The organism is Humidisolicoccus flavus (assembly GCF_045689595.1).
In the GTDB taxonomy this organism is placed as follows: Bacteria; Actinomycetota; Actinomycetes; order Actinomycetales; family Microbacteriaceae; genus Humidisolicoccus; species Humidisolicoccus flavus.
Genome location: NZ_CP142724.1, coordinates 2,402,103 through 2,419,845 on the forward strand (window position 1 = coordinate 2,402,103; position 17,743 = coordinate 2,419,845).

A 17,743-nucleotide genomic window follows, 5' to 3' on the forward strand; every position below is an offset into this window, starting at 1 on the left:
CGGCGCTATGAGGTTCTGCAGAAGGACAGGGCGGCGAAACCCCAACCGAGGGGAATGGTCGTATCGAGCGACCATCCGGCATCGAAGGCGAGTGCCTGCAGGTGTTCTTCCGTGAGTCGGGCCCTGCCGAGCTGCGCGAAGTGCACGAGGTCACCCGCGGGGTCCTCTCCTCCGAGCGTGTCTGCTCGAGTTGCCGCGAGCACGATCACCCGAGACGCGCACGGCTGGAGAGAACGAAGGAAGGTGCTCGCTTCTGTCATGCTCATGTGCTCGAGCGCGAGCGATGCGATGGTGAGGTGATTGTCCAAGATGAGCGGAGGAGCCGCATTCTCGGTCAGCTGCCAGACGACCGCCTCTGGCGCGAGCATCTGTTCACGAAGAGTCTGAATCTCAACGGCGGTTCCGCTGATCTGGAGCTCGATGTCCGCGTGACGGCTGGAGAGAGCATCACCAAGTACGCCCGCTCCCGCGCCCATCAAGGTGCAACTGGAGACTCCATTCCAGAATTGCTCGCTCAAGAACCCGTCAAGCAAATACGCGAGTTTGCCCGCGTGTTCGACTTCCTCGGCGAACAGTTCTGCATTCGTCAGAGTTTCGCTCCGGAGGCTCTCGCCTCGGTGCAGTTCCCATGCGGAACGACCAGTCTTGACCGACGCGGCGAGTGAATTCAGGGTCAGGATCGCATCGGCGTGTGGCCCAGAGAAGTGCTCTCGCTCATGTTCGTCGTCGACGAGTTCGTTCCCGAAGTCTCCGAGTTCCCACACTGACTCGCGCGCACGGACGATTCCGTGATGCTCGAGCAGGGGGAGCAAGGAATCGAGTGCCTGCGGGTGAGCTTCGAGCGCTGTGGAGAGCGCCGCCGTCGACAGTCCCGGGGTGTCAGCGAGCGCGTCGAGAAGCCCGAGTTCGATTGCTGCCCGAACGGCGAACCAGGCAACCGGCGAGGCGACCGGAGCGATCTCGGGTTCGACGACATCGGAGGTTGCTGCACCCACTGCATCCTGTGATGCGTCATGCGTGTGCTGTTCTCGGTGCCAGTAGCCGGTGATGTTCATGTTCGACTTCGGAAGCCCGATTTCGCGGGCGAAGAATCTCCGGATCGGCAGCAGTGACTTGCTTTCGCCAGCGACCCAGGCGAAGCCGGCAGCATTGCTCTGCGAAATTGGAGTGATGTCGAGCGAGCGCAGGTGGTCGAGCAGGGGAATACCGCTGTTCGACTCATCGATGATCCACTCGACCCGGTCGTGCTTGCCGAGGGTGAGCGGTTGTCGCGCTTCCGGCCGAGTGATCGTCACGGCAATCGTCGCCGGAGCCTCGCTCGGTCGCTCATCAACGAATCGTTGGATCGCAGGGAGCGCTGTTTCATCGCCGGCGAGCACGATCCAATCAAGGTCGTCAGGCAGGTTGATCGATGACTTCGGGCCTACGAAGCTGAGTGAATCGCCGATATTGGCGTGCAGCGCCCACTGCACTGCGGGTCCCTCGCCGTGCACGACGAAGTCGAGTTCGAAGGAATCCGCGGTGACATGGTGCGGGGTGTAGTCGCGACCCAATCTGGTCTCGACCGGCTGCCATTCGATCCCATGCTGCAACTGAATCGGGAGCGCGCGTTCGATGTCGCCGTCTGAGGCGAAGATCAGTTTGATGTGGTCGTCGAAGCCCGGCGCGAGGAACGCAGGATGCTCGAAACCGTCCTTGGTGAAGGCTTCGAGCTCGGGCCCGCCGAGCGTGATGCGACGCATCAGCGGAGTGATCTCCGTGATGCGTCGCACCTGCACTTCGCGAACCACGAGCGGGTGGGGCGTGAATGCTCGCTGGGTCATGGGGTTGTGGCGAAGAGCGACTCGATGATGTCGAGCAGTTCCATCGCATCGTCGTAGTCACCGCGCAGAACGTTGTAGGGCAGATCGTAGGCGTTGCTGCTCTGGAACGCGGGCAGTGCCGCGTACACGGGGTTCTCCATCAGAGTCGCGACGTCGATGGTGTCGCCGTTGAATCCCATCACGAAGACCGTTGGCTGCGTGATGACCTGTCCTGCTTGCTCGGTCGAGAGTTCGAACATGTCGCCTCCGCCGCCGTAGACCTCGAAGTCGCCCTCGGCAAAGATCGGCGCAGGCTCGATGCCCACTGCAGCGAACTCGGTCGGGAGTCCGACGGTTTCGACCAGCGCATACGCGGTGCCGTCAGCGGTGAACGTCAGGAATGAGACCGGCGATGGCGGCGGAGTGATGGTAGCGGCAACCTCTTCGACGCGGGTGTCATACGCGGCAATCGCTGCGTCGTATTCCTCGCCACGGTCAAAGACGTCGTTCGCGAGGAAGTCGAACTGCTGTTGCCAAGAACCGAGGGCTTTGCCGACCAGCACCGTCGGCGCAATGGCGGAGAGCTCGTCGTACACCTGTTCGGCTTGGAACAGCGGGAATCCGATGCCTCCGCCGATAATGAGGTCGGGGTCGCTCTCGAGGATCGCCTCGAGGTCGAATCCGTCAACGCTCCAAGGCAGGAAGACCGTGCCATCGGCTTCAGCGTCGGCGGCCCAGGCCGGCGAGAATTCGCCTTCGGTTGCGTCGGCGTCTTCCGGGATCGTCGCGAAGACCGGCACATCGAGGGTGTACAGGTAGCCGGCGAGCGCGTAGTTCAGCACCACGATTCGTTCTGCGTCGCCAGGCACGACGACATCGCCGTAATCGGTCGTGACGGTTCGATCCGCCGCTGCATCGCTCGACGGCGAATTCGATGCCTCGGGTGAACCTGAAGCTTCGGGGGAAGTGTCGGACGAGCAGCCCGTGAGCACGAGTGCGCCGAGCAGAGCGAGCGCGCCGAGGGGACGAATGAAACGCATGGGACCTCACAGTGAAAAGAGATGGCCGCGACGATGTGGCCTTGGTTCCTATCACCGCAGTGATAGTCGGAGCGCCAGAGCAACGCATGGCGACGTAGGTAAGGCTATGCTTACTTTGCCGTCATCCGCTCCCAAATATGACATGGAGTGTGTCGGATGCGACATTGTTTCTCGCAGCAAGGAGCGCATCGTGACCGTCCGATCTCTCGCCTCGATTGTTCCTGAGAACTCGGTGCGCTTCCTCGGCCACGACACCCATGAGCACGACGAGCCGCATCTGATTTATGTGGTCTCCGGTCGAGCGCACCTCACGGTCGATGGGATTCCGATGTCGCTCCGACGGCACGAGGCGGTGTGGCTCGCACCGCATGTTCCTCATTCGGTCAAGCTCGACGACGGCGGCATGGTGCTCGGCCCTCTGCTCGACCCGCAGGATTCGCCGGGTGTGCCGTTTCGACCGATCGGTGCGATCCCAGCGCTCGTCGATCTCATGACCACGCTCCTGGGGGCAGCGCCGAATCGCGACGAGCAGATTGAACCGTTCCGGACTGCGATCGGGCGAATCCTCTCGCGAGCAGCGAAGCAGTATTTCGCAATCACCGCACCGAGCCATCCCCTGGTCAAAGCACTCGCCCGTGAGTCGATTCGCAGCATGTTGACGCTCGAACAACTCGCGCTCAAGCATCGGATGAGCCCCAGGCAGGTGCAGCGTGTTTTCCAGGACGAAACCGGCCTCCCGTTTGCTCGTTGGCGAACCCGTGCGCGACTGAACTCCGCGATTCCCTTCATTCTCTCCGGCGGGTCACTGTCGACGGCTGCGCGCATGGCTGGCTACAGTTCCCGGGCCGGGCTCATTCGAGCGATCAGCCGTGAGACGGGGAACGATCCGGCCGAGTTGCAGTCCGACGCAGCAGGCGCGCTCTCGCACCATGCAGTGCGCCCGAGTGAATGAACGCCGCCCACGAACTCTTCTCTCGCTGCTAGCGTTCCCAGGTCACGAGAGGAGCCGCATGACGAGCGTCGTTCACCCCACGATGCAGGTTCCGCTCACCCAGAAGCGTCGCACCGCGAAGCGAATCATCGCGCTCCTCATTGCCGTCTTCGTGCTCCTGACCAGCATCGCCTTGAGCATCGTCGTGGGTTCTGGACTGCTCTCGATCGACACCGTGTGGAACGCGCTCACCATCCCTGACGGTTCCGCGTCGCACACGACCGTGAACACGGCACGTGTGCACCGAACGCTCATCGGATTGGCGGTCGGGATCGGACTGGGCGTCTCGGGTGCGCTCATCCAGGCGCTCACCCGAAACCCGCTCGCGGATCCGGGGATCCTCGGCGTGAACGCTGGTGCAGGCTTCGCGATCGTCATCGGCGTTGCATTCTTCGGCGTGCAGAGGATCGGGCAGTACCTTCCACTGGCGTGTATTGGCGCTCTGCTCGCGGTCACGGTCGTGTACCTGATCGCCAGTGGCGGGCGAGGAGCACCGAGCCCTTTGCGCCTGACGCTCGTCGGAATCGCGTTCAGCGCCGTGTTGACAGGGATCTCGCAAACGCTGGCGCTCATGAACGTGCAGACCTTCGACCGAATGCGCTTCTGGGGAGCGGGCACGATCGCCGACAGGCCTGAGGGGACTTTCGCCGCCATCGCCCCGCTCATCGTGATCGGCGTACTACTTGCAGCCGTCAGCGCGAGAAGCCTCAACGCACTCGCCCTCGGTGAAGAACTCGCGCGATCGGTCGGGGTGCGCATCGTGCTCACTCGAATGCTCGTCGTCGCTGCAGTCACTCTGCTCTGCGGAGCGGCAACCGCGGCGGCCGGACCGATCGTGTTCGTCGGACTCATGGTGCCGCATATCGTTCGATGGGCGACCGGACCGGACTGGCGCTGGATTCTCGTCTTTTGCGTTGTGCTGGCGCCCGCATTCGTCTTGCTCGCTGACGTGCTCGGACGGGTGCTTGTGCTTCCGAGCGAATTGCAGGTGGGTGTCGTGACGGCGCTCATCGGGGCGCCGATCCTCGTGTTCCTGGTTCGTCGAGTGAATGCGAAGTCGCTCTGATGGCGACGGTCGTGTCTGCCGCACAGCCGCGTCTTGCGAGGGTCCGCAGCATGCAATTGCTGCAGGCTCGCCTTAGGCGAAGCGTCTGCGCTGTGATCGTCGTCGTCATTGTCGGGCTCGGGCTCTGGGCACTCACGCTCGGGAGCAGCACCATCGCTGTCGCCGAAATCGTGCAGGCGGTGTTCGATGAGGAACAAACTCGAACCAGGATGGTCGTGTTCGAGTGGCGAGCGCCGCGCGTGGTCGCCGCCATCGTCTTCGGCGCTGCGCTTGCGTATGGCGGGGCGATCTTTCAATCGCTCACACGGAATCCGCTGGGAAGCCCCGACATCATCGGCTTCAGCACCGGTTCGTACACCGGTGTCGTCACGATGCTCATGCTGGGGTTCACGGGTTCTTTCATGCTCGCGCTCGGAGCGCTCGCCGGCGGGCTGCTCACCGCCGTCGCGATCTATTTCCTCGCGTATCGCCACGGTATGCAGGGCTTTCGATTCATTGTTGTCGGAATCGCGATCGCCGCGTTTCTCTCGGGTGTGAACACCTGGTTCTCGGTGAAGGCCGACGTCGACATCGCGCTTCGAGCAGCCGTGTGGGGCGCCGGGACGCTCAGTGTCGTCGATTGGAACTCGGTTGCGATTGGCGCATTCATGTTCGCGATTCTCGTCGGCCTCGTTCCCTTCGCGACGCGCATGCTGCGCGTGCTCGAACTCGGTGACGAAGTTGCCGCCTCGCTCGGTGCCAGGGTCGAGCCTGCAAAGGCTTGGCTCGTGGTGTTCGGAGTTGCGGCGACCGCGCTCGTGACCGCCGCAGCTGGGCCCATCGCGTTCGTAGCGCTCGCGGCACCGCAGATCGCCAAGCGCCTCGTCGGGCAGCGTGTCGGCACCGACTTGTTGAGCGCAGCGCTCGTTGGCGCACTTCTGCTTTTGAGCGCCGACCTGATTGCGCAGTATGCGATCCCCTCGAACTCCCTGCCCACCGGCGCGGTCACCGTGTGCTTGGGCGGCGCGTATCTGGTGTGGCTCCTCGCGGTCGAGAGTAGAAAATCGCGGGGGAGCGGGTGAGCACGACAGTGACGACGAGGAATGCAAGGCAGGGCGCAACGCTTTGCGTGGCACGGAGTTCGAGAACGATGAGGGCGGCACGATGAGTCAACTCGAAGCAAGAGCATTGTCTGTGGGCTACGACACGCGTGCGGTGCTCCAAGACCTGAACCTCCAGGTGCTGGAGGGCGAGCTCACGGTCATTGTCGGCCAGAACGCCTGCGGGAAGTCGACCTTGCTGCGCTCGCTCGCCAGGCTGCTCGCACCGAGTCATGGCCAGATTCTGCTCGACGGGGCCGATCTGCAGAAAATACCGACGAAGCAGGTCGCACGGCAGATTGGCATGCTGCCGCAGTCGTCGATCGCTCCGGAGGGCATCACGGTGTTCGATCTCGTAGCGCGTGGGCGATTTCCTCACCAGAGTGTGCTTTCGGGCTGGACCGAGGCCGACGAGCGTGCCGTCACGAAGGCGCTCGCGGCAACGCGTCTCGAGGAGATCGCGCACCGACAAGTCGAGGAGCTCTCCGGTGGTCAGCGCCAGCGAGTGTGGATCGCGATGGCCCTTGCGCAAGAAACCGAGACGATTCTTCTCGACGAGCCGACCACCTTCCTCGACCTCGGTCACCAGCTCGAAGTGCTCGAAATGCTCGTCGAACTCAAGGATCAGGGACGGACCGTCGTTGCGGTGCTCCATGAGATCAACTTGGCGGCGCGATATGCGACCCACCTGATCGCGATGAAGTCAGGAAGCATCGTCGCGCAGGGGAGCCCTCGCGCGATCTTGAACGAACAGCTGATTCACGAAGTGTTCGACGTCGATGCGCGAGTGATCGACGATCCCGATGCGGGGTGCCCGGTCGTTCTTCCTCGCGCACGGCGCTCGACTACTCGCTGATTTGCTCCATCGGAAGCAGATCGTCGCGAAGGTGCCTCGCGTACCCGCCGGGGGTTCGCCCCTGGAGCCGGCCGGAGGTCAACACCTCAGCATCTGCAGTTGCTGCGACGTTGATCCCGAGGGCTCGCATTCTTGCGGTGAGGTCGACATCCTCGTGCTCGATCATCGGAAGGTACCCTCCGGCGCGAAGGTAGGCGGCGGTACTGGAGCCGAGATTCGCTCCATGCACGTGGCCGTTCGCGACGCCGTCGACGTGCGTATCGAGCCAACGCTGTGTCCGTGCCGGATCGAGGTCGCGAAAATCTGGTCGAACGGTCCCGATGACGACATCGACCCCGCTTGCTGCCAGCGCTGCCTGAACCTGGAGCCACTGCGGCGGAACGACAGAGTCTGCATCGGTGTGGGCGATCCAGTCAGCACCGTGGGCGATGGCGATGCTGCAACCGAGTGCACGGGCCGCACCGACGTTCTTGGCCGAAGTCTCGATGACTTCGACGCCCGTGAACGTTCGCGCGATCGTGGCGGTCGAGTCACTGCAGGAGTCGGCAATCACGATGGTGTGGACGGGCGTTGCGACCTTGGCCACGGCGACAGCGATTCCCTCGAGGCAGCGGGCGATGAGTTCAGCCTCATTGTGGGCTGGAATCACGATGCCGAATCGTTGGATCATGCGAGCCCCTCCCGTTGCGCGACTGAGCGATCACTGCGTTCATAGGCTGCGAGCAGAAAGTCACGCTCTTCATGCAGCACGGTGCGGTGCAGCCCTAGGCCATCGAGCTGCTCGTGCACCTGATCCCCGGAGAGCGGATACTCCGCAACCGGGTGGCGCCAGTGACATGCGACGAGGACTCCGTCTTGGCTGAGCGAGTCACGGATATGCTCGGCGAGCACGGTCAACGCGGGAAGGGTGAAGTAGTAGCCGACCTCCGAGAAGACGATGAGATCGAACCTCGCATCCTGCAGCGCAAGCCGAGCCTCCTGCTGCCGGACTTCGGTCGTGCCCGAACGAGTTGCAGCAGATGCTGCGAGGCGATCGCGAGTTTGCTCGACCGCTCGTTCAGAGAGGTCGATCGCAAGCAGCGCATCGCATCGCTCGGCGAGCAACTCCGTGAGCATGCCGACGGAACAGCCGATCTCGAGTGCACGCGAAAACCGTGGCTTCGGCAGTACGGCAAGGGTTGCGGCTCGTTTCCGCTCTTCGTACCAGCGTGTTTCGAGACGCCAAGGATCGCTGTTCTTCTCGTAGACCGCGTCGAAGTACTCGCCACGGAGCGATGCTGTGGGGTGCTCGGTGGTTGCGGTTTCGTGGCGGTCGCCGCTCGCGGCGGTGTCGACAGCGCGTTCCCCTGAAGTCACGAAGAAGAATTCCTTGTCTTGATTGAAGTGCGCTAAAAAACTCTCCCGGAGCATCGGGGAGTGCCCTTCGGTCTGCGAGGGGAAGCACGCAATCGCTGCGCGCTTCATTGCGGCATCGACCGTGATCGAACGGAGGGTTGCAACCGGAATTTCTGCCGAATCTGGGTGTGCCCAATGCCACATCCAGATGGGGTATTCCAGCAACATCCGGTCGCCCACGAGTCCCTGCGCGATTTCACCGACGATTCGGTGGTCGCGGTGACCGTCGCCACGCCAGGGGGCGACAACGGCGCCGTTCGGGGGCAGTGCATCGAAATACGGTTGCAGTGCATTTCGAAGCTCCTCGCGAGTTTCGCGCAACCCTCCGTCAGCGAAACCGAGCTCGACCAGACTCGCGTCCGGTGCGAGCAGCTCGACTGCAGCTCGGAGTTCATCTGATCGAGCGAGAGCAGAACCTCCCGCTGCGCCATCGCTCGCCACAATGACCGTAACCGTGTGCCCAGCCGTGCTGAGTCGGTGAAGAAGGCCTCCCGCGCCGAGCGTTTCGTCATCAGGGTGCGCTGCGAGAACGAGCACCGGTGAACCTGGTGCAAGCTGCATGGGCGGGGCTTCTGAGAACCGCGAATCCGACTGCCACGTCGCAAACGACGTGCCGTCGTCGTTCGAATCGAATTTCACCATGGATGCCGCAGTTCCGCGACGCTTCGCCCGAGCGATTCCTGGTCACGCTCTGCGTGATGCTGGCGCACGTACAGCGCAAGATCAGCGGTTTGTTTCGCGTGCGCTGCGTCGAGCGCCAAGGGGCCGGGGCCGAGCGCACGGGCAGCGCGACCGAGGACCTCCTCGCAGGTGTTCGCGACGGTCGCCCGCACGCGTTTTGCGAGGATCTTCGTATCCGCGGGATCAATTCCTGGCGCGCTCGCGGCGTTCAGTGCGCGCCGAGCGTCTTGAAGGCGCGCGTCGATCGCGCCGAGATGCGCGAGCAGATGCGGGTTCGGACGCGTGACCGCAGCATCGTGGACTGTCCGGGCAACGCCGACTGCGCCGCCGTACCAGCATGCTGCGACCCCGATGCCACCGAGGGCGAAGCCTTCACGCGTGAGGTACCAGCTCGGAGCGCCGACCGCCTGCGCTGCAACCGATTCGAATCGAATCGGCCCACTCGGGATCTCGGCAAGACCACGAGCGTGCCACGCGCCGGGAACGACGGTGACCCCGTTCTGGCGGAGATCGACACGGAACAGAGCGCGCTCTTCGTCTGAGATGTGCGCGGTGACGAGCGCCGAGTCGAGTTGTGCTGCCAGGGAGCACCAGGGCTTCGTGCCCGTGAGTTCCCAGCCGTGACCGGTACTGCGGGCCGTGAGAGGGTCATTGCCGCCCTCGGCAGCGAAGACTCCGAATCGTTCTCTCGGCGGGGCCTCGCCGAGTTCACTGAAAATGTTGACCGCATCGAAGTGTGGTTCGACGGCCCGAGCAACCGCGAGGTCGTGCGCCGCAATGCTCGCAAGCGCCTCCCACTGCTCGAGACGTTCCGCTGCAGCCCATTCGCTTGAATGCGCCACAGCGAAATTCAGCGCCTCGTCGATTGTTTCCGGGAGCGAGCCCGAAACTGCGCGTGACAATGGCCCGGAGGAGCGGTCGTTCTCGCGAAATCTGAGGGCCATCTGCTCATTCTGTCGGTAACGGGGGACAAAACCGTGCTTTCGCCGTTCTTGAGTCGCAGAATCACTCATGATCGCGGAACAAAAACGAGGCGTCACCCCTCGGGGGAACGCCTCGTTTCGCTCGAACCGACTGGTTACGCCCGAGCGGATTCTCCCGGGTACTCACCGTCGGTGTACTCGCGAGCCTGGTCCGTGTCGTTCGTGCGGCTTCCGTCGTCGAACTGCGCGTCGGTGTACTCACCGTCGCGTTCGATGTCGTTTGCGGACTTCCGTTCCGCTGCGCGGCTCTCACCGTGCTCGAATTCGACATCGGTGTACTCGCCGTCAGCGTCTCGTGACACCGTGCGTCCGTGTTCGAGTTCCGAATCGGTGTACTGGCCTTCGTGCTCGTCTTGGGGTTTTTCACTCATGGCTGTAGTCCTCGTCTCGTCGTGCCGTTCGCAGAAAGAGCTGGAGGGGAGCCGTGTGGCGGGCTGCAGATCGTCGCAACCATCGAGTCGCCAATGACTCGTGCCTTGGTTCCCATCCTTCCTGAGTAACGCTATGGCTGTTCAGCAGGAAATGGAAGCGGCGAATTGAGCAAGAATTTTGCACCATATGCGAGCACGACGCCCAGCGAGTCCTCCGATTCAGCGGTGGAGATTTCGCGAAGCGACACGCCGCGGAACTTTCCGTCAGTGAAAGTCCAACTTGCGCGGCACCCTGCCCTGGCTTAATTTAGGTAAGCCTTACCTTTCAAAGTCCCAGTGTCGATCTTGAATGCTGCGACGTTTGCGGTACTCAATTCACGCCGCGACTGCCCACAATCACAGAGTGGAGATACGCAGCATGCGTTCACGCCGTTACGCCACAGTCGCCGCAATCGCGACTGCCGCGGTTTTGACCCTTTCCGCCTGCAGCACGGGCGCCACGCCCGAGGCGAGCAGCGACGCCGAAACCGGCAATGCAACTGAGGGATACCCGATCGTCATCGAGCACGCGCTCGGCGAGACCGTTATCCCCGAGAAGCCAGAACGCGTCGCAACTGTGAACTGGGCGAATCACGAAGTGCCACTTGCTCTCGGAGTCGTTCCAGTCGGCATGGCGATGGCGAACTTTGGTGACGACGACGGTGACGGACTGCTCCCGTGGGTCGACGAAAAGCTCGAAGAGCTCGGTGCAGAAACCCCAGTGCTGTTCGACGAAACCGACGGCATCGACTTCGAGGCTGTCGCGGACACGAACCCCGATGTCATCCTTGCTGCCTACTCCGGGCTGACCCAGGAGGACTACGACACGCTGACCGAGATCGCTCCTGTCGTCGCATACCCGGAGGCGCCGTGGGCGACCTCATGGCGTGACGTGATCTCGTTCAACAGCGAAGGTCTCGGGATGGCAGCAGAGGGCGAACAACTCATCGCCGACATCGAAGGCGAAATCGAAGAAACCGTCGCCGCGCACCCTGCGCTGGCAGGCAAGTCGACGATGTTCCTGACGCACGTCGACCCGACCGACCTGAGCCAGGTCAGCTTCTACACGGCGCACGACACTCGCGCAGGATTCTTCGAAGACCTCGGACTCGAAACACCCAAGAGCGTTGCCGACGCATCTGCGGAAAACGACCAGTTCTCTGGCAAGGTCAGTGCGGAACAGGTCGATGTGTTCGAAGATGTCGACATCATCGTCACCTACGGCAACCAGGAACTGATCGATCTGCTGCAGAACGACCCACTGCTCTCGCAGATGCCAGCGGTGAAGAACGGTGCCATTGTCGCACTCGACGGCGCGGGCCCAATGGGCACGGCCGCGAACCCGACGCCGCTTGCGATCTCATGGGTTCTCGACGACTACGTCGACCTGCTTGCCGAGGCGGCTGAAAAGGCAGAGTGACCAACACCCTGCAAGCATCTGATTTGGGCGTCGCCGTGGTGCGGCGCCCAAATCGCGTGCGCCTGCTGTGGATTCTCGTCGTCGCCGGCGTGCTCGTCATCCTCATCGCAGGCTCCCTCGCATTCGGGTCCCGCTTCGTTGCTTGGAGCGACCTCGTGCTCGGCTTGCAAGGGGCAACCGACAACCTGAGCCAGGCAGCAGTCGTCAAACGAATCCCGCGCACAATCCTTGCGATCGTGGTGGGCGCTTCGCTCGGCCTCGCGGGCGCTGTCATGCAGGCCGTCACCAGAAATCCGCTCGCCGACCCGGGCATCCTTGGCGTCAACTCCGGCGCCGCGCTCGCCGTCGTCATCGGGATCGCATGGTTCGGAATCTCCACCGCGACGAGTTACATCTGGATCGCAATCTTCGGCGCAATGGTCGCGGCCGTCGTCGTGTACACGATCGGCTCGCTCGGCCGCGGGGGAGCGACGCCGCTCAAACTCGCGCTCGCGGGGGCGGCCATGACGGCGGCGCTCGCCTCCATGATCACCGCGGTCGCGCTGCCCCGAGGCGACATCTCTGCGACGATCCGCTCCTGGCAGATCGGTGGGGTCGGTGGTGCAAGCTTCGACAGCATCCTGCAATTGCTCCCGTTCTTCCTCGTCGGCAGCGCAATCTGCCTCCTTTCCGCTCGCAGTCTCAATTCGCTCGCGCTCGGCGACGACCTCGCAGCAAGCCTCGGCGAGCGGGTCGCGGTCGTCCGCGCATTCTCCGCCTTCGGCGCGGTCCTCCTGTGCGGTGCGGCCGTTGCGATCGCAGGCCCGATCGGTTTCGTCGGCCTCGTGGTCCCGCACTTCTGCCGTTTGCTCGTTGGCGTTGACCAGCGGTGGCTTCTTCCGTTCTCTGCGCTCACCGGAGCCGGACTGCTCGTCGCCGCCGACATCCTCGGTCGTCTCGTCGCTCGTCCGAGTGAGATCGATGTCGGCATCATCACTGCGCTCCTTGGCGCTCCCTTCTTCATTGCGCTCGTGCGTCGGCAGAAAGTGCGAGCACTGTGAGCCTCGCGCCCCCGAGTCCAGACACGCTTGCCCTCGTCACGCGCGCCCGTCAGCGTCGAGGATCACGGCGTCGGACCACGATCGCAATCTTCGTCGCCCTCATCGTGGTGTTCTTCGCGGTCTCACTGGTGTTCGGCCGCACCGTGTACGCGCCGGCTGACGTGCTGCGGGTCATGCTCGGCGAAGACGTCGATGGTGCGAGTTTCACTGTCGGACAGCTTCGATTGCCGCGAGCGATCCTCGCGATCGTTGCCGGGATGAGCTTCGGTCTTGCCGGGGTGACCTTCCAGACGATGCTCCGCAATCCGCTCGCGAGTCCCGACATCATCGGAATCAGTGCGGGAGCGAGCGCCGCAGCCGCATTCGCCATCGTCATGTTGTCAATGAGCGGCCCAGCGATCTCCGCGTTCGCAGTCGTGAGCGGGCTCGGTGTCGCGCTGCTCGTCTACGCGCTCTCGTTCAAAGGCGGCGCTGCTGGAACGCGATTCATTCTCATCGGGATCGGCGTCGCGGCGATGCTCGACAGCAGTATCAACTACGTGTTGACGCAAGCTGGTCAGTGGGATCTGCAAGCTGCAATGCGCTGGCTCACCGGCAGTCTCAACGGCATCAAATGGCACCAACTGCTCGCGCCGCTCATCGCACTCGGCGTACTCGCTCCCGTGCTCCTTGCAAAGACACGTGACCTGAGCGCCTTGCAGCTTGGTGACGACACCGCCGCGGCGCTCGGCACACGAGTCGCGCGCACGCGATTCATCGTCGTGGTTGCGGCCGTCGGCCTGATCGCGTTCGCGACCGCAGCCGCGGGGCCGATTGCGTTCGTCGCGTTCTTGTCTGGGCCGATCGCCGCTCGCATCATCGGCCCGAACGGGCCGGTCTTCATTCCCGCGGCGCTTGTCGGCGCGCTGCTTGTGCTCGTCGCCGACTTCCTGGGGCAGTACGCCTTCGGAACGAGATTCCCGGTCGGCGTCGTCACTGGCGTGCTCGGCGCTCCCTATCTCGTCTACTTGATCATTCGCAGCAATCGCGTTGGAGGATCGCTATGACCACCGCCCACACCCTTCGAGCAGACTCGGTTTCGCTCGGTTACGCAGAGCGCACCGTCATCACCGAGCTCTCTCTCGATATCCCGGCCGGAAAAATCACCGCGATCGTCGGGCCGAACGCGTGCGGAAAATCGACGCTCCTTCGCTCGATGTCTCGGTTGCTCTCGCCGAAATCGGGGCAGGTCCTGCTTGATGGCAAGCAGGTGCACCAGATGCCGGCGAAAGAGCTCGCACGCACGCTCGGCCTCCTGCCGCAGTCACCGATTGCGCCCGAGGGCATCACGGTGTCGGACCTCGTGGGGCGCGGCCGTCAGCCGCACCAGGGGATCTTTTCGCGATGGACGAGCGCCGACGACGTCGCGGTCGCTGCAGCGCTCGATGCGACCCAGACGGTGGAACTCGCTGATCGCGCCGTTGATGAGCTCTCCGGCGGTCAGCGCCAGAGGGTCTGGATCGCGATGGCGCTCGCGCAGGAGACCGAAGTGCTGCTGCTCGACGAGCCGACCACGTTCTTGGACGTGAGTCATCAGGTCGAGGTGCTCGATCTGCTGACCGACTTGAATCACGCTCGCGGTACCACGATCGTGATGGTGCTCCATGATCTCAACCTGGCTGCCAGGTACGCCGACCACCTCGTGGCGCTGTCGCAGGGCACCGTGTACGCCTGCGGTGATCCGGCGGAGGTACTGACCGCGGAGTGTGTCAGCGACGTGTTCGGGATCGAGAGCCGGGTCATCGAGGACCCGATTTCGGGAAAGCCGCTCATGCTGCCGATCGGCCGTCACCACTGCGCACCAGCGCTCGCAAGAAACTCTCCGCACACTCAAGAGGAACAGTCATGACGAAGCCAGCATCGCGTCTGTATCGAGCACGCGTCGTCCGGAGCGCTCGGCTGAGCCCGAACTTCGTGCGCGTCACCTTCTCCTCGCCGGAGTTCGCCGATCTCGGAACCGGCGGTCCGGACCAACGGATCAAGATCATCTTCCCGCTGCCTGGCTCGCACACCAGTGAACTCCCCGAGGGGGAGGACTGGTATTCGACCTGGAGGACGCTTCCGAACGAGGCACGCAACCCGATGCGCACCTACACGATTCGGCGGGCCGACGCCGATGCCCGAGAGCTTGACGTCGACTTCGTCGCTCACGGAGATTCTGGCCCTGCGTCACGGTGGATCGCGGGCGAGATCCTCGGCGACGAACTCCTGATCATCGCCCCAGACGCGACCTCGGAAGCACCGATCGGCGGCTTCGAATGGCATCCGGGCGCTGCGACCACGGTGCTCGTCGCCGGTGACGAGACGGCTGCTCCAGCGATCTGCGGCATTCTCGAGACGATGCGCGCGGACGCGGTCGGGGCGGTGTTCCTCGAGGTGCCAGAGGAAGCCGACATTCTCTCGGTGAATGCTCCAGCGAATGTCGCGGTGACCTGGTTGCCGAGGGCGAGGAGTGCCAGTGCAAAGCACGGGGCACTGCTTGATCAGGCGGTGAAATCGTGGGCTGCGGACTGGTTGAGCGCAACCGAAACCAAGGCTGCCGCAGTGAATTCGACAGCCGAGGAAACCGCGCTCTTGAATCCCGAGAGCGAAGTCCTCTGGGAGGTCCCAGAGGAGCGGGACGACGCGGGACTCTATGCCTGGTTGGCCGGTGAAGCAGGAACGATCACCGGGTTGCGTCGCCACCTCGTTCGAGATCTCGGCGTCGACCGCACCCGCGTTGCCTTCATGGGGTATTGGAAGGTCGGCCGAGCCGAGAACTGAAGCACCCGGTTGGTGGAAGGGTTGTCGCCGCATTCGATTCGCTCATAAGAATTAGATAGCGTTGAAGGGTCCGCGTCTTCACTCTGGCGACCGTTCCCATTCAAGGAGCAGCACCATGAAATCCCACTCGACCACCGCACGAACCCGAAAGTTTGGTGCACCATTTGCCGCAGCAATCGCTGCACTGCTGGTGCTGACCGGATGCAGCGCAGACTCTGCGCCGGAAGAACCCTCGGAGCCATCAGCCTCAGAGGCGAGCCAGATCACGATCCCCGACACCGCAGTCGGCGAGACCGCGGAGTGGGTGCTCGGAGTCTTGAACAGCGAGGATGACACGACGGTTGAGCAGTGGGCTGAGGTCTTGCACCCTGATGCTCAGGCGGAGCTCGCTCCTGAAGAACTCGCGACCGTGCTCAATGAGCAGATCCGCCCGGCCCACCCGTTCGTCCCGGTCAACTACGAGGGCGATGAGACGCAGTCGGTCACGACGCTGCAGGGTGCGCTCGGCGAGCCCTTGGACATGTCGATCATGATCGATGATGAAGGTCTGATCCAGGTGCTGTTCTTCGGCCCTGTCGCTGAGCCATGAAGATCATCGGAGTCGCTCACCGAGGTTGAGGAGCGCTTTGCCGCGTTGCCGGTGACGGTGCGTATCGCGGTTCATTCGAGCGACGCTGCAGCACCGCTGATGAGCTCGGGGTCTTCAGAGTCAGTGCCCCTCGCTTCCGTGTTCAAGCTCTATGTGCTGGTCGCAGTCGTGACCGCAATCGAGAGCGGATCGCTCGCGTGGGACGACACCCTCACCGTCGATGATTCGAACCGGAGCCTCCCGTCGGGGGAGCTGCAGAGTGAGCCGAATGGGACGCAGGTTTCTGTGCTCGAAGCTGCCACGAAGATGATCGCTGTGAGTGACAACACTGCGACCGACATGTTGATGCAGCGCATCGGTCGGGAGCGGGTCGAAGCTGCAGTCGTCGAGGTCGGTCACCACGAGCCGAGTGAGATCATGCCGGTTCTGATGACGAGGGAACTCTTCGCGCTCGCCTGGGGCGACAGGCCTGACCTGACGGAGCGCTGGTCAAGGGGTGACGAGGCCGAGCGTCGGAGCGTGCTCGATGAACTCGCCGAGGTGCCGTTCACGGTTGCAGTCGACGATGTGACCGCGGGCGTCGTCTGGCCCGAGGGCCTGGATTGGTTCGCCTCGGCTGACGACGTCACGCGAGTGCATGAACACCTGTTCGCGATGGGAGCCAGACACTCTGAAGTCCGGTCGATCCTGAGCGAGAATCCCGGCCTCGGAATCGCGTTCGATCACGATTCGTGGCCGTTCATCGCGTTCAAGGGTGGGTCTTCGGCCGGTGTCTTGACGCTGAGCTGGCACGCGGAGTCGAAGGATGGGGCACTCCTGACCGTCGTCGTGCTCGCTTCGAGCGACGACGATGTCGCGCTCATGCAGGTGCAGAACGACCTCGGCAAACTCGCGGAGGACATCTTTCGGCTCAGCAGCTGAGCGGACGTCAGCCCCGCTTTGGGGGAGTGCGCGTTCAGCGAAGCGTCAGGCAACGCTCGGCAAAGTTTCGTACTCTTGAAGCATGGCTTTTGATCCGATCCTTCTTGTCATCATCTTTGGTGGACTCGTCCTGCTGCTTGCGGTGGTCGCGGGTATCTACCTTTGGTCGACCTATAACCGACTCGTCACGCTCAACGTTCGAGTCGATGAGGCGTGGAGCGATATCACGGTCCAACTCAAACGCCGGGCCGATCTGCTGCCGAACCTGATCTCCACGGTGCAGGGCTATGCCGCTCATGAGCGCCAGGTGTTCGCAGAGGTCACGCAAGCCCGCGCCGAATCGCTCAATGCGCAAGGTCCCGCCGAGGCCGGTGCCGCAGAGGGTCACGTGCAACAGGCGCTGAAGTCATTGTTCGCGGTTGCCGAGGCGTACCCGCAACTCCAGGCGAACCAGAACTTCCTGCACCTGCAGCAGGAGCTCGTCGACACCGAAGACAAGATCCAGGCTTCGCGCCGCTTCTACAACGGCGGTGTGCGTGAACTGAACACGAAGATCAAGGTGTTCCCGAACACGCTCTTCGTCCGAGGGCTCGGATTCAGTGAACGTGAATTCTTCGAGGTCGAAAACCCGGACGCTGTCGCCGAGCCGCCGCGCGTGCAGTTCTAAC

General features: G+C 63.2%; 18 protein-coding genes. 12 read left to right on the forward strand and 6 right to left on the reverse strand.

Annotated elements, in window-relative coordinates; translation table 11 throughout:
- Positions 1-5: 5 nt before the first annotated feature.
- On the reverse strand, positions 6-1,823 hold the full coding sequence (locus U2H20_RS11510; RefSeq protein WP_430592418.1) for a siderophore-interacting protein: 1,818 nt from the start codon (positions 1,821-1,823) through the stop codon (positions 6-8).
- Positions 1,820-2,842: an ABC transporter substrate-binding protein gene (locus U2H20_RS11515; RefSeq protein WP_430592419.1), complete on the reverse strand. Its 1,023-nt coding sequence runs from the start codon at positions 2,840-2,842 to the stop codon at positions 1,820-1,822. Before U2H20_RS11515 ends, U2H20_RS11510 begins: the two co-directional genes overlap by 4 nt.
- Before the next feature lie 190 nt (positions 2,843-3,032).
- Between U2H20_RS11515 and U2H20_RS11520 the strand changes: the two genes are divergently transcribed.
- The 4 genes from U2H20_RS11520 to U2H20_RS11535 all read left to right on the forward strand — a co-directional run bounded on the left by U2H20_RS11520 (position 3,033) and on the right by U2H20_RS11535 (position 6,834).
- Positions 3,033-3,794 (forward strand): helix-turn-helix domain-containing protein, encoded by a 762-nt coding sequence (locus tag U2H20_RS11520; RefSeq protein ID WP_430592420.1) that lies wholly within the window; start codon positions 3,033-3,035, stop codon positions 3,792-3,794.
- A 58-nt stretch (positions 3,795-3,852) separates the two neighbouring features.
- The gene (locus U2H20_RS11525; RefSeq protein ID WP_430592421.1) at positions 3,853-4,899 is read left to right on the forward strand and encodes an iron chelate uptake ABC transporter family permease subunit; all 1,047 of its coding nucleotides are present in this window, start codon (positions 3,853-3,855) and stop codon (positions 4,897-4,899) included.
- An 11-nt stretch (positions 4,900-4,910) separates the two neighbouring features.
- A complete protein-coding gene (locus U2H20_RS11530) occupies positions 4,911-5,960 on the forward strand; it encodes a FecCD family ABC transporter permease (RefSeq protein ID WP_430592422.1) in 1,050 nt (349 codons plus the stop codon).
- Positions 5,961-6,042: 82 nt separating this feature from the next.
- Positions 6,043-6,834, forward strand: a complete 792-nt coding sequence (locus U2H20_RS11535) for an ABC transporter ATP-binding protein (protein WP_430592423.1) — start codon at positions 6,043-6,045, stop codon at positions 6,832-6,834.
- On the opposite strand, the gene U2H20_RS11540 is transcribed toward U2H20_RS11535, so the two are convergent.
- The 4 genes from U2H20_RS11540 to U2H20_RS11555 all read right to left on the reverse strand — a co-directional run bounded on the left by U2H20_RS11540 (position 6,824) and on the right by U2H20_RS11555 (position 10,264).
- The gene (locus tag U2H20_RS11540) at positions 6,824-7,504 is read right to left on the reverse strand and encodes a glycosyltransferase (protein ID WP_430592424.1); all 681 of its coding nucleotides are present in this window, start codon (positions 7,502-7,504) and stop codon (positions 6,824-6,826) included. The genes U2H20_RS11535 and U2H20_RS11540 overlap by 11 nt on opposite strands.
- Positions 7,501-8,790, reverse strand: coding sequence for a PIG-L family deacetylase (locus U2H20_RS11545; RefSeq protein ID WP_430592425.1), 1,290 nt, complete (start codon positions 8,788-8,790; stop codon positions 7,501-7,503). The genes U2H20_RS11540 and U2H20_RS11545 overlap by 4 nt, the downstream gene beginning before the upstream one ends.
- A 74-nt stretch (positions 8,791-8,864) precedes the next feature.
- Entirely contained in the window at positions 8,865-9,854 is a 990-nt protein-coding gene (locus U2H20_RS11550) for an acyl-CoA dehydrogenase (RefSeq protein ID WP_430592426.1), read from the reverse strand.
- A 134-nt stretch (positions 9,855-9,988) separates the two neighbouring features.
- Positions 9,989-10,264, reverse strand: a complete 276-nt coding sequence (locus U2H20_RS11555; RefSeq protein ID WP_430592427.1) for a hypothetical protein — start codon at positions 10,262-10,264, stop codon at positions 9,989-9,991.
- A gap of 418 nt (positions 10,265-10,682) precedes the next feature.
- Between U2H20_RS11555 and U2H20_RS11560 the strand changes: the two genes are divergently transcribed.
- The 8 genes from U2H20_RS11560 to U2H20_RS11595 all read left to right on the forward strand — a co-directional run bounded on the left by U2H20_RS11560 (position 10,683) and on the right by U2H20_RS11595 (position 17,742).
- Entirely contained in the window at positions 10,683-11,723 is a 1,041-nt protein-coding gene (locus tag U2H20_RS11560) for an iron-siderophore ABC transporter substrate-binding protein (protein ID WP_430592428.1), read from the forward strand.
- On the forward strand, positions 11,720-12,763 hold the full coding sequence (locus tag U2H20_RS11565; protein ID WP_430592429.1) for a FecCD family ABC transporter permease: 1,044 nt from the start codon (positions 11,720-11,722) through the stop codon (positions 12,761-12,763). The genes U2H20_RS11560 and U2H20_RS11565 overlap by 4 nt, the downstream gene beginning before the upstream one ends.
- The gene (locus U2H20_RS11570) at positions 12,760-13,809 is read left to right on the forward strand and encodes a FecCD family ABC transporter permease (RefSeq protein WP_430592430.1); all 1,050 of its coding nucleotides are present in this window, start codon (positions 12,760-12,762) and stop codon (positions 13,807-13,809) included. Before U2H20_RS11565 ends, U2H20_RS11570 begins: the two co-directional genes overlap by 4 nt.
- Positions 13,806-14,651, forward strand: coding sequence for an ABC transporter ATP-binding protein (locus U2H20_RS11575; RefSeq protein ID WP_430592431.1), 846 nt, complete (start codon positions 13,806-13,808; stop codon positions 14,649-14,651). Before U2H20_RS11570 ends, U2H20_RS11575 begins: the two co-directional genes overlap by 4 nt.
- On the forward strand, positions 14,648-15,565 hold the full coding sequence (locus tag U2H20_RS11580; protein ID WP_430592432.1) for a siderophore-interacting protein: 918 nt from the start codon (positions 14,648-14,650) through the stop codon (positions 15,563-15,565). The genes U2H20_RS11575 and U2H20_RS11580 overlap by 4 nt, the downstream gene beginning before the upstream one ends.
- A 115-nt stretch (positions 15,566-15,680) precedes the next feature.
- Positions 15,681-16,154: a Cpe/LpqF family protein gene (locus tag U2H20_RS11585; protein ID WP_430592433.1), complete on the forward strand. Its 474-nt coding sequence runs from the start codon at positions 15,681-15,683 to the stop codon at positions 16,152-16,154.
- Positions 16,155-16,253: 99 nt separating this feature from the next.
- Positions 16,254-17,075, forward strand: a complete 822-nt coding sequence (locus U2H20_RS11590) for a serine hydrolase (protein ID WP_430592434.1) — start codon at positions 16,254-16,256, stop codon at positions 17,073-17,075.
- 82 nt (positions 17,076-17,157) lie between these two features.
- Complete coding sequence (locus U2H20_RS11595; protein WP_430592435.1) at positions 17,158-17,742, forward strand: LemA family protein; 585 nt, start codon at positions 17,158-17,160, stop codon at positions 17,740-17,742.
- Position 17,743: the final 1 nt, after the last annotated feature.

Coding starts and splice junctions, on each gene's coding strand:
- U2H20_RS11510 (WP_430592418.1), bottom strand. CDS start 1,823: ATGACCCAGCGAGCATTCACGCCCCACCCGCTCGTGGTTCGCGAAGTG.
- U2H20_RS11515 (WP_430592419.1), bottom strand. CDS start 2,842: ATGCGTTTCATTCGTCCCCTCGGCGCGCTCGCTCTGCTCGGCGCACTC.
- U2H20_RS11525 (WP_430592421.1), top strand. CDS start 3,853: ATGACGAGCGTCGTTCACCCCACGATGCAGGTTCCGCTCACCCAGAAG.
- U2H20_RS11535 (WP_430592423.1), top strand. CDS start 6,043: ATGAGTCAACTCGAAGCAAGAGCATTGTCTGTGGGCTACGACACGCGT.
- U2H20_RS11540 (WP_430592424.1), bottom strand. CDS start 7,504: ATGATCCAACGATTCGGCATCGTGATTCCAGCCCACAATGAGGCTGAA.
- U2H20_RS11545 (WP_430592425.1), bottom strand. CDS start 8,790: ATGCAGCTTGCACCAGGTTCACCGGTGCTCGTTCTCGCAGCGCACCCT.
- U2H20_RS11550 (WP_430592426.1), bottom strand. CDS start 9,854: ATGGCCCTCAGATTTCGCGAGAACGACCGCTCCTCCGGGCCATTGTCA.
- U2H20_RS11555 (WP_430592427.1), bottom strand. CDS start 10,264: ATGAGTGAAAAACCCCAAGACGAGCACGAAGGCCAGTACACCGATTCG.
- U2H20_RS11560 (WP_430592428.1), top strand. CDS start 10,683: ATGCGTTCACGCCGTTACGCCACAGTCGCCGCAATCGCGACTGCCGCG.
- U2H20_RS11575 (WP_430592431.1), top strand. CDS start 13,806: ATGACCACCGCCCACACCCTTCGAGCAGACTCGGTTTCGCTCGGTTAC.
- U2H20_RS11580 (WP_430592432.1), top strand. CDS start 14,648: ATGACGAAGCCAGCATCGCGTCTGTATCGAGCACGCGTCGTCCGGAGC.
- U2H20_RS11585 (WP_430592433.1), top strand. CDS start 15,681: ATGAAATCCCACTCGACCACCGCACGAACCCGAAAGTTTGGTGCACCA.
- U2H20_RS11590 (WP_430592434.1), top strand. CDS start 16,254: ATGAGCTCGGGGTCTTCAGAGTCAGTGCCCCTCGCTTCCGTGTTCAAG.
- U2H20_RS11595 (WP_430592435.1), top strand. CDS start 17,158: ATGGCTTTTGATCCGATCCTTCTTGTCATCATCTTTGGTGGACTCGTC.